This window comes from Kocuria salina (genome assembly GCF_013368965.1).
Lineage (GTDB): Bacteria > Actinomycetota > Actinomycetes > Actinomycetales > Micrococcaceae > Kocuria > Kocuria rosea.
Genome location: NZ_SSSF01000028.1, coordinates 1 through 8,411 on the forward strand (window position 1 = coordinate 1; position 8,411 = coordinate 8,411).

The 8,411-nt window shown below is 70.1% G+C and carries 8 protein-coding genes; 6 read left to right on the forward strand and 2 right to left on the reverse strand.

Translation table 11 applies throughout. The annotated features are described in order from the left end of the window. Positions 1–365: 365 nt before the first annotated feature. Together E7Z53_RS19620 and E7Z53_RS19625 are read left to right on the forward strand one after the other, a co-directional pair. Positions 366–782: a DUF3054 domain-containing protein gene (locus E7Z53_RS19620; RefSeq protein WP_176338664.1), complete on the forward strand. Its 417-nt coding sequence runs from the start codon at positions 366–368 to the stop codon at positions 780–782. Positions 783–832: 50 nt separating this feature from the next. After that, entirely contained in the window at positions 833–1,111 is a 279-nt protein-coding gene (locus E7Z53_RS19625; RefSeq protein ID WP_017833527.1) for an Lrp/AsnC family transcriptional regulator, read from the forward strand. A gap of 133 nt (positions 1,112–1,244) precedes the next feature. Here the strand turns inward: E7Z53_RS19625 and trpD are convergent, their stop codons facing one another. Further along, positions 1,245–2,303 carry an anthranilate phosphoribosyltransferase gene (gene trpD, locus E7Z53_RS19630; RefSeq protein ID WP_109269382.1) on the reverse strand — a complete coding sequence of 353 codons (1,059 nt, stop codon included), beginning with the start codon at positions 2,301–2,303 and terminating at the stop codon, positions 1,245–1,247. A 249-nt stretch (positions 2,304–2,552) separates the two neighbouring features. Between trpD and ctaE the strand changes: the two genes are divergently transcribed. The 4 genes from ctaE (at position 2,553) to qcrB (ending at position 6,871) form a co-directional block, all read left to right on the forward strand. Continuing rightward, on the forward strand, positions 2,553–3,191 hold the full coding sequence (gene ctaE / locus E7Z53_RS19635) for an aa3-type cytochrome oxidase subunit III (protein ID WP_081994597.1): 639 nt from the start codon (positions 2,553–2,555) through the stop codon (positions 3,189–3,191). Positions 3,192–3,250: 59 nt separating this feature from the next. Continuing rightward, positions 3,251–4,042: a cytochrome bc1 complex diheme cytochrome c subunit gene (gene qcrC, locus E7Z53_RS19640; RefSeq protein WP_176338665.1), complete on the forward strand. Its 792-nt coding sequence runs from the start codon at positions 3,251–3,253 to the stop codon at positions 4,040–4,042. Between the two features lie 73 nt (positions 4,043–4,115). Then, positions 4,116–5,210 carry a cytochrome bc1 complex Rieske iron-sulfur subunit gene (gene qcrA, locus E7Z53_RS19645; RefSeq protein WP_176338666.1) on the forward strand — a complete coding sequence of 365 codons (1,095 nt, stop codon included), beginning with the start codon at positions 4,116–4,118 and terminating at the stop codon, positions 5,208–5,210. Then, the gene (gene qcrB, locus E7Z53_RS19650) at positions 5,210–6,871 is read left to right on the forward strand and encodes a cytochrome bc1 complex cytochrome b subunit (protein ID WP_176338667.1); all 1,662 of its coding nucleotides are present in this window, start codon (positions 5,210–5,212) and stop codon (positions 6,869–6,871) included. The genes qcrA and qcrB overlap by 1 nt, the downstream gene beginning before the upstream one ends. 1,128 nt (positions 6,872–7,999) lie before the next feature. Here the strand turns inward: qcrB and E7Z53_RS19655 are convergent. Then, on the reverse strand, positions 8,000–8,411 hold a 412-nt coding region (locus E7Z53_RS19655; protein WP_369598028.1), incomplete at its 5' end, for a cytochrome c oxidase subunit 4.

Sequence of the window (8,411 nt, forward strand, 5' to 3'; positions counted from 1 at the left end):
TCGACATTATGTAAAGTAGCGTGGAGCGAAGGCTCCCCTCCGGCCCGTTCCACCCGCTATGTACCACTCCCGAGCATCCCCTGTCGCACACACCTCCGCCGCTCGTCGCACCGACCGCTCCACCGGGACGCCGCGCCGCACCGCACGAGGATGTGGTACTCCTCAGCCACCCCGCCGTCCCGCATTCCGTCACGAGTCCGGCACCCGAGGCGGCCCGGCGGCCCTCCCTGGCCTCCGGGCCCGGACCATCGACCCCTGGTGGAAGGTTGAGACTTTTTTCGCCCGCAGCCCTCAACTCTCAAGGTGCACCTGAGGCTTCGGGAGTCCCGGATCGCGACCAGCGGACGCCGCACTAGACTGCCAGCATGCACACGTCCGCCCCCCTCACCGCCCGCCCCGAGGAACGCACCACGCACCCCGGCCCCTGGGCCGCGGCGCTGACCGTGGACGTGCTGCTCGTCCTGCTGTTCGCCGGCCTGGGCCGCAGCACCCACGCCCTGGACGCGGCCGGCCTCCTGATCACGGCGTGGCCGTTCCTGGCCGGGCTCCTGCTGGGCTGGATCGGGTGGCGGGTGCACCGCGCCCCGTTCGCCGTCTGGCCGCGGGGCGTCGCGCTGTGGTCGACGACCGTGGCCGTGGGCATGGCTCTGCGCCTGCTCGTCGGCGAGGGCGCGGCACCGAGCTTCGTCCTCGTCACGCTCGCAGTGCTCGGCGTCTTCCTGCTGGGCCCCCGCGCCCTGGTCTCGGGGCTGCGCGCGGCCCGCTCCCGCCGCCCGCGCTGACCCCTCCGTCCCGCCGGTCCTGCCGGCCCCGCTCCCGCGAAAGGTGCTCCATGCTCACCGCCATCGTCCTCATCAAGACCTCCGCCGACCGGATCCCCGAGGTCGCCGAGCAGATCTCCGACATCCCCGGCATCAGCGAGGTGTACTCCGTGACCGGCGACTGGGACCTCATCGCCATGGTGCGCGTGCACCGGCACGAGGACCTCGCGGACGTCATCGCCGACCGGCTCTCCAAGGTCGAGGGCGTCGTGGGCACGAACACCAACATCGCGTTCCGGACCTACAGCAAGCACGACCTGGAGGCGGCCTTCTCGCTCGGCATCGACTGACGGCCACCCGCTACCCGGCATCGTGCCACCCGGCCGGAGCCCGCGCGGCGGTCGGGCGCACGGACAGCAGGAGGCCGGCGAGGGAACGCCCCGCCGGCCTCCGTCGTCGTCGGCCCTCCGCAGGCGCGGCGCCTCAGCGCGCGGTGTGGGCGATCCAGCGGTCCAGGACGGCGCGGGCCGCGCCGCTGTCCACCGACTCCTCCGCGCGCCGCACCGCCGCGGCCATCCGGTCCTGGAAGGAGCCCTCGGCACCGGTGTCGAAGGCCACGAGGCCGGCGGCGGAGTTGAGCAGCACGGCGTTGCGCACGTGCCCCTTCTCCCCCGCCAGGACCCGCTCGACCACGCCCGCGTTGTACCGGGCGTCCTGACCCCGGAGGTCCTCGATCGTGGCCCGGGGCATGCCGAGGTCGAGCGGCTCGAGGTCGTGGTGGTCGACCCGCCCGTCCCGGACCTCCCAGACCTCGGAGGGCGCCGTCACGGTGAGCTCGTCGAGGCCGTCGCCGCCCCGGAAGACGAGGGCCCGGTCGCCGCGGGCCGCGAAGACGCCCGCGATCAGCGGCGCCAGCGAGCGGTCGGCCACGCCGACGGCCGAGGCCTCGACCCGCGCCGGGTTCGTGATCGGCCCCAGGAAGTTGAAGGCGGTGGCCACGCGCAGCTGCGCCCGGGCCGCCGCGGCGAAGCGCATCGACGGGTGGAAGGTCTGGGCGAAGAGGAACGTGATGCCCACGTGCCGGGCCGCGGACTCCACCATCTCGACCGGCAGGTCCAGCCGCACCCCGAGCGCCTCCAGGACGTCGGCGGAGCCGGACTTCGAGGACGACGCGCGGTTGCCGTGCTTGACGACCTTCGCCCCGGCGCCCGCGCACACGAGGGCGGACATCGTGGAGATGTTGACGCTGGAGAGCCGGTCGCCGCCGGTCCCGACGATGTCCAGGGCCGGGCCGGGAATGTCGACCGGCCGGGCGTTGCCCACCATGGCGTCGGCCAGCCCGGTCAGCTCCTCGACCGTCTCCCCCTTCGCCCGCAGGGCCACGAGGAAACCGGCGATGACGACGTCGGACACCTCGCCCGACATGATCGTGTCCATGGCCCAGTAGGCCTGGTCACGGGTCAGATCGGTGCCGGAGATCAGGGCGGTGATCAGGTCCGGCCACTCGAAGTGCGGTGCGGTCGTCGGTGTCGTCGTGTTCACGTCCCCGATCGTATCGCCCGCCGCCGGACCGGCCCGAACAGGCTCCCGGGCGTGGGATGTCCCTCGCCGACGACATGTGACACGGATCACATCCGGGTCCCGGAGGCCCCCGGATCCCCGGCCTCCCGCGCCCGGACGCGCGAGGAGACGGCGCGCCTCGTCAACGGGGGCCCTCGGCGCCCGGACACGCGAACCGCCCGACCCCGCCCCTGGTTGGTCCACCGGGAGTTTTGGCGACATAATGTCTCTGTGACGACTGCAACCCATACCCCAGCCAAGCCGGTAGGCGGGTCGATCAACCGACCCAACCTCACCTCAGTGGGCACCATCGTGTGGCTCGCTTCCGAGCTGATGTTCTTCGCCGGCCTCTTTGCCATGTACTTCACCCTGCGCTCCACCGCACCGGAGCTCTGGGCCGAGGAGTCCGCCAAGCTCAACATCCCGCTGGCGCTCGCCAACACCATCGTCCTGGTGCTGAGCTCGGTGACCTGCCAGTTCGGCGTCTTCGCGGCCGAGCGCCTCCAGCCCCGCCGGGCCGGCGGGCTGTTCGACGTCCGCCGGTGGGGAATGATCGAGTGGTTCGCCCTGACCTTCATCATGGGCGCGATCTTCGTGGCGGTGCAGTCCTTCGAGTACGCGGAGCTGGTCGCCCACGGCATCAGCATCCCGGCCAACTCCTACGGCTCCGCCTTCTACATCACCACGGGCTTCCACGCCCTGCACGTGACGGGCGGTCTCATCGCGTTCCTGTTCATCATGGGGCGTGCCTTCATCGCCAAGCGCTTCGGGCACTTCGAGGCCACCTCGGCGATCGTCGTGTCCTACTACTGGCACTTCGTGGATGTCGTCTGGATCGTGCTGTTCCTCGTGGTCTACTTCCTCCGGTAGGCCGCGCCGTCCGGAGGACGCACCAAGCAAACCAACACCGAGTTAAAGGAACGTTTGACGTGAAGGCACTTTCGCAGCAGCGACGCCACCCTCTGGCCGTCCTGGTCCTGATGGTCCTGGCCCTGCTCCTCAGCGGTGGGCTCTACGCAGTCGCCACCACCACCAACGAGGCCAAGGCCCAGACCGAGTCCTACACCGCGCAGGACATCGAGGAGGGCGAGAAGCTGTTCGTCGCGAACTGCTCCACCTGCCACGGCCTCGACGGCGCTGGGACCCCCTCCGGCCCGTCGCTCGTCGGCGTCGGTGCCGCCGCCGTCGACTTCCAGGTCGGCACGGGCCGTATGCCCATGCAGGCCAACGGCCCCCAGGCCGAGCAGAAGGCGGTCCAGTTCAACGACGAGCAGGTCCGCCAGATGTCCGCGTACGTGGCCACCTTCGGGGCCGGCCCCGGCCTGCCGGAGGAGGAGTACCTGGACGTCTCCCAGGGCAACGCCGCCAACGGTGCGAAGGTCTTCCTCGCGAACTGCGCCATGTGCCACAACGCCGCCGGTGCCGGCGGCGCGCTGACCCGCGGCAAGTACGCCCCCTCCCTGATGGGCGTCGAGGAGAGGCACATCTACACGGCCATGCTGACCGGCCCGCAGAACATGCCGGTGTTCAACGACGCGAACATCACCCCCGAGGAGAAGCGGGACGTCATCACGTACCTGAAGACCCTCGAGGACAGCCCCAACCCCGGTGGCTTCGGGCTCGGCGCCCTCGGCCCGGTGTCGGAGGGCCTGTTCGTCTGGACCATCGGCCTCGCCGTCATCATCGGGTTCACCGTCTGGCTCACCTCGCGCTCCGCCTGACGGGCCGTGCCGGCACCGGATGTCGGACCCCGAAGCTACGATCAACTGCACCAAGAGAAGAATGAGGGACCACATGGGAAGCCACAGTGACGGCACTCCCCACCAGTCGGGAACCGTTGCCACCACGGGCACCACGGCAATGGAGCGTTTCCCCGACCCCGGACTGCCCCCGCACCGCCCGCGCCTGACGGACGTCGACTCCACGGCCGCCAAGCGCGCCGAACGGCAGGTCGTCCTGCTGTTCCTGCTCTCGATCATCGGCTCGATCCTGTTCTTCGTCGGGTACTTCGGCATCCGTGTCGACGGCCCCATCTACGACGTCACGAACACCGAGCCCACACGCGCCCTGCAGCTCCAGAACCTGCTGCTGGGCCTCGGCGTCGCCCTGGGCATGTTCGGCATCGGTCTCGGCGTGGTCCACTGGGCCCGCACGCTCATGCCGGACCACGAGCTGGTCGAGAACCGGCACGCGGTGCGCACGGAGGAGCAGCGCGCCGAGGCGCAGAGCATCCTGAACACGATCTACGACGAGTCCGGGATCAAGCGCCGGCCGCTGCTGCGCAACACCCTCATCGGCGCGGCCGTGCTCGCTCCCCTGCCGTTCGTCGGCCTGCTGCGGGACCTCGGTCCGACCGACCTCGACGTCCTCAAGGAGACCCTCTGGGACGAGGGGATCCGTCTGGTGCGCGATCCCTCCGGCACCCCCATCAAGGCCTCGGACGTCACCCTCGGCTCCACGTTCCACGTGGTCCCCGAGAACCTGAGCGCCATCGGGCACAACGAGGGCTACCTCGACGAGAAGGCCAAGGCCGTGGTGCTGCTCATGCGCCTCGACCCGGACACCGTCAACGTCTCGCCCGAGCGGGCCGGCTGGAACGTCGACGGCATCTTCGCCTACTCCAAGGTCTGCACCCACGTCGGCTGCCCGGTCGCGCTCTACGAGCAGCAGACCCACCACCTGCTGTGCCCGTGCCACCAGTCCACGTTCGACCTCGCGAACGAGTGCGAGGTCATCTTCGGGCCGGCTGCCCGGCCCCTTCCCCAGCTGCCGATCACTGTGGACGACGAGGGCTACCTCGTGGCCCGCAGCGACTTCCACGAGCCGGTCGGTCCGACCTACTCGCAGCGCGGTACCCATGTCGAGGAGATGCAGGGTGAGGCGAACTGATGTCCACGTCCACTGATTACGAGTACAAGCCCCAGACGGGCGCCGGCCGGATCGCGAATTTCGTCGACACCCGTGTCGGCATGTCGCCGATCGTCAAGGAGTTCGGCCGGAAGATCTTCCCGGACCACTGGTCCTTCATGTTCGGCGAGGTGGCGCTGTACACCTTCGTCATCCTGCTGCTCTCCGGCACGTTCCTGGCCCTCTGGTTCGAGCCGTCGATGGCGGCCCTGGAGTACGAGGGCTCCTACGTCCCGATGCAGGGCGTCGAGATGTCCGCGGCCTACGCGTCCTCGCTCGACATCTCGTTCGACATCCGCGGCGGTCTCTTCCTGCGCCAGATCCACCACTGGTCCGCGCTGGTCTTCGCCGCCGCCGTATCCGTGCACATGCTGCGCGTGTTCTTCACCGGCGCCTTCCGCCGGCCGCGCGAGCTCAACTGGCTCGTCGGTGTCGCGCTCTTCCTGCTCGCGATCGTCGCCGGCTTCACCGGCTACTCGCTCCCCGACGACGTGCTCTCCGGCAACGGTCTGCGCATCGCCGACGCGATCCTCAAGGCACTCCCGATCGTGGGCGCCTACCTGTCGATGTTCCTGTTCGGCGGCGAGTTCCCCGGTCACGACATCATCGCGCGCCTCTACATCCTCCACGTGCTCGTGATCCCGGCGATCATCTTGATGCTGATCGTCATCCACCTGTTCATGGTCGTGGTGCACAAGCACACCCAGTTCCCCGGCCCGGGCCGCACCGAGAACAACGTGGTCGGCTTCCCCGTGGGCCCGATTTACGCGGCGAAGGCCGGCGGGTTCTTCTTCATCGTCTTCGGCATCATGGCCCTGATGGCGGGCACCACCACGATCAACGCGATCTGGAACTACGGCCCGTACGACCCCTCCCCGGTGCAGGCCGGCTCCCAGCCCGACTGGTACATGGGCTTCACCGACGGGGCCGTGCGCCTCATGCCCGGCACCTGGCCGTTCAACTGGGAGTGGACCTTCTGGGGCATGTCGATCCCGATGAACGTGCTGCTGCCGATGGCGCCGCTCGCGGTGCTCTTCGGGCTCATGGCCGCATGGCCCTGGATCGAGCGCTGGGTCACGAAGGACGACCGGGAGCACCACATCCTCGACCGTCCCCGGAACGCTCCGTTCCGGACCGCCATGGGCGCCGCCGGCGTGACGTTCTACACGATCATGCTCATCGCGGCCAGCGGCGATCTCATCGCCACGCATTTCAACCTGGCCGTCAACGACGTCCTGTACTGGCTGCGCGCCCTGTACTTCCTGGGCCCGATCCTGGCCTTCATGATCACCCGCCGGATCTGCCTGGCGCTGCAGCGCAAGGACCGGGAGATCGTCCTCCACGGCCGTGAGACCGGCCGGGTGCAGCAGCTCCCCCACGGTGAGTTCATCGAGGTGCACGAGCCCCTCGACGAGTACAAGCGGTACCGTCTGGTCAACATGCCCGACTACCATGTCGAGCCGGCCCGGCCGAACGCGAAGGGCAAGATCACGGCCACCGAGAAGACGCGGGAGCGGATCAGCCGCTTCTTCTTCGAGGACCGTGTCGCCCCCGTCACCCCGGCGGAGCTGGAGGCGGCGCACCACCACCACGAGGCCGACGCCCTCACCACGGGTTCCCAGGACCGGGAGCTCGTGCGCTGAGCCGGCAGCACGCCTGACAGGGCCCCGAGAGGATCACTCCTCTCGGGGCCCTGTCGCATCTGTGGATCCGTCACCCGCATCTCCGGATCCGTCACCCGCATCTGTGGATCCGTCCGCCGGCGGTCGGACACGGCGGGGACACGATCGCCGGACTCCTTCGGCGGCCCTCAGCGCCGTTCCGGCGGGCCAGCACCCGCGAACCGCACTCCTTTCCGGTCTGCAGCCCCGCAGGCCCGCAGGACCGCGTCCAGGCCCTCCTGACGGAGTGCCCCGGCCGCGGGCGGCCGGTGGAGCCCGTGACTCCACTGGCCATCCTCCGGATCGGTACCGGTCGATGTCGACGCACGTAGCCGGACCCGGAACCGCACCAGCACCGGAACGCCGTCGGGAAGAGCCCGTGCCAGGGCGGTCCGGACGATCGGGGGCGGTTGTCGCTGCCGTGCTCGCCGGCGTCTCCGGGGCGTCTCCTGCGTTCCCTTGGTCGGCCTGGACCGTCCCGGCACCGGACGGACGCTCCCTGCCCTCCGGCACCGCCGCATCGGCGGTGCAGCGGTGATGCCCCGGTCGGCGTTCAGAACAGTCCCCCGCGGAACACCGTGCCCCTCGAGGCGCGCCGTGACCAGGCCGATGATGACGTGCCGACGGTGGCCCGGGTGCACCGCCGGGGATGGCCCTGTGCCTCGACCTCCGGCCGGTGCCACAGGTGCACCCCGGCATCGTCCGTCCGGTCGGGCGAAGCCCCTGAAGGACGCGCAGGAGCCACTGGACGACCCGCCGGGCCGCTCGGAGCGGAGTGACCGGCCCGCTGCTCCGGACCGCGTCGTCGAGATCGCGGACGACACCGGGCACCGTTTCCCAGGGGACGTGGCCCTGACCCTGGTTCCACCCCGGGTTCTGCCGCGGGCTCCGGAGCACCGCGTACCCGTCGCGCGGAGCGTCATCGCCGGCCTGCCCAAGGGCCTGCACGGCAGCGGCTCCCCCGCCGTCAGCTTCGTGCCCGAGGACGCTGTGGCCCGCCCAGGTCTCCCCCGGGACGGGCCACGGTCCCCCGCAGCGCGGAAACGCGAAAGGCCCCGGACACCTGGGGTGTCCGGGGCCTTGTCGACGGTCGGCGTTCAGCCGCCCGTGTCAGTGGGCGTGGTCGCCGCGGGAGTACTCGAAGATCAGACCCACCAGGCCGAGCACCGCCAGCGGGGCGGCGAGGCCGAGGATCCACCAGCCCATGGCCAGCGCCGTGAACGCGAGGGCGCAGCCGGTGCCGAGCAGCAGGGGCCACCAGCTCCACGGGGAGAAGTGGCCGTACTCGCCGGCGGACTCGACGATCTCGCCGTCGAGCTTGTCCTCGGGGAGGACGCCACCGGTGTTGCGGTTCACGAGCCACAGGTAGACGGCCAGCATGAAGGACATGGCGCCGACGGCCAGCAGCGCCGGGAACCCGACGAGCTCGTCGAACCGCGTGAGAAAGCCGTAGACCACGGCCACCAGGAGGCTGAAGCCCCCGATGAGGATGAACAGTTTGATGGAGAGTTTCATGCTCAGC

Coding starts and splice junctions, on each gene's coding strand:
- E7Z53_RS19625 (WP_017833527.1), top strand. CDS start 833: ATGCTCACCGCCATCGTCCTCATCAAGACCTCCGCCGACCGGATCCCC.
- qcrB (WP_176338667.1), top strand. CDS start 5,210: ATGTCCACGTCCACTGATTACGAGTACAAGCCCCAGACGGGCGCCGGC.
- qcrA (WP_176338666.1), top strand. CDS start 4,116: ATGGGAAGCCACAGTGACGGCACTCCCCACCAGTCGGGAACCGTTGCC.
- E7Z53_RS19620 (WP_176338664.1), top strand. CDS start 366: ATGCACACGTCCGCCCCCCTCACCGCCCGCCCCGAGGAACGCACCACG.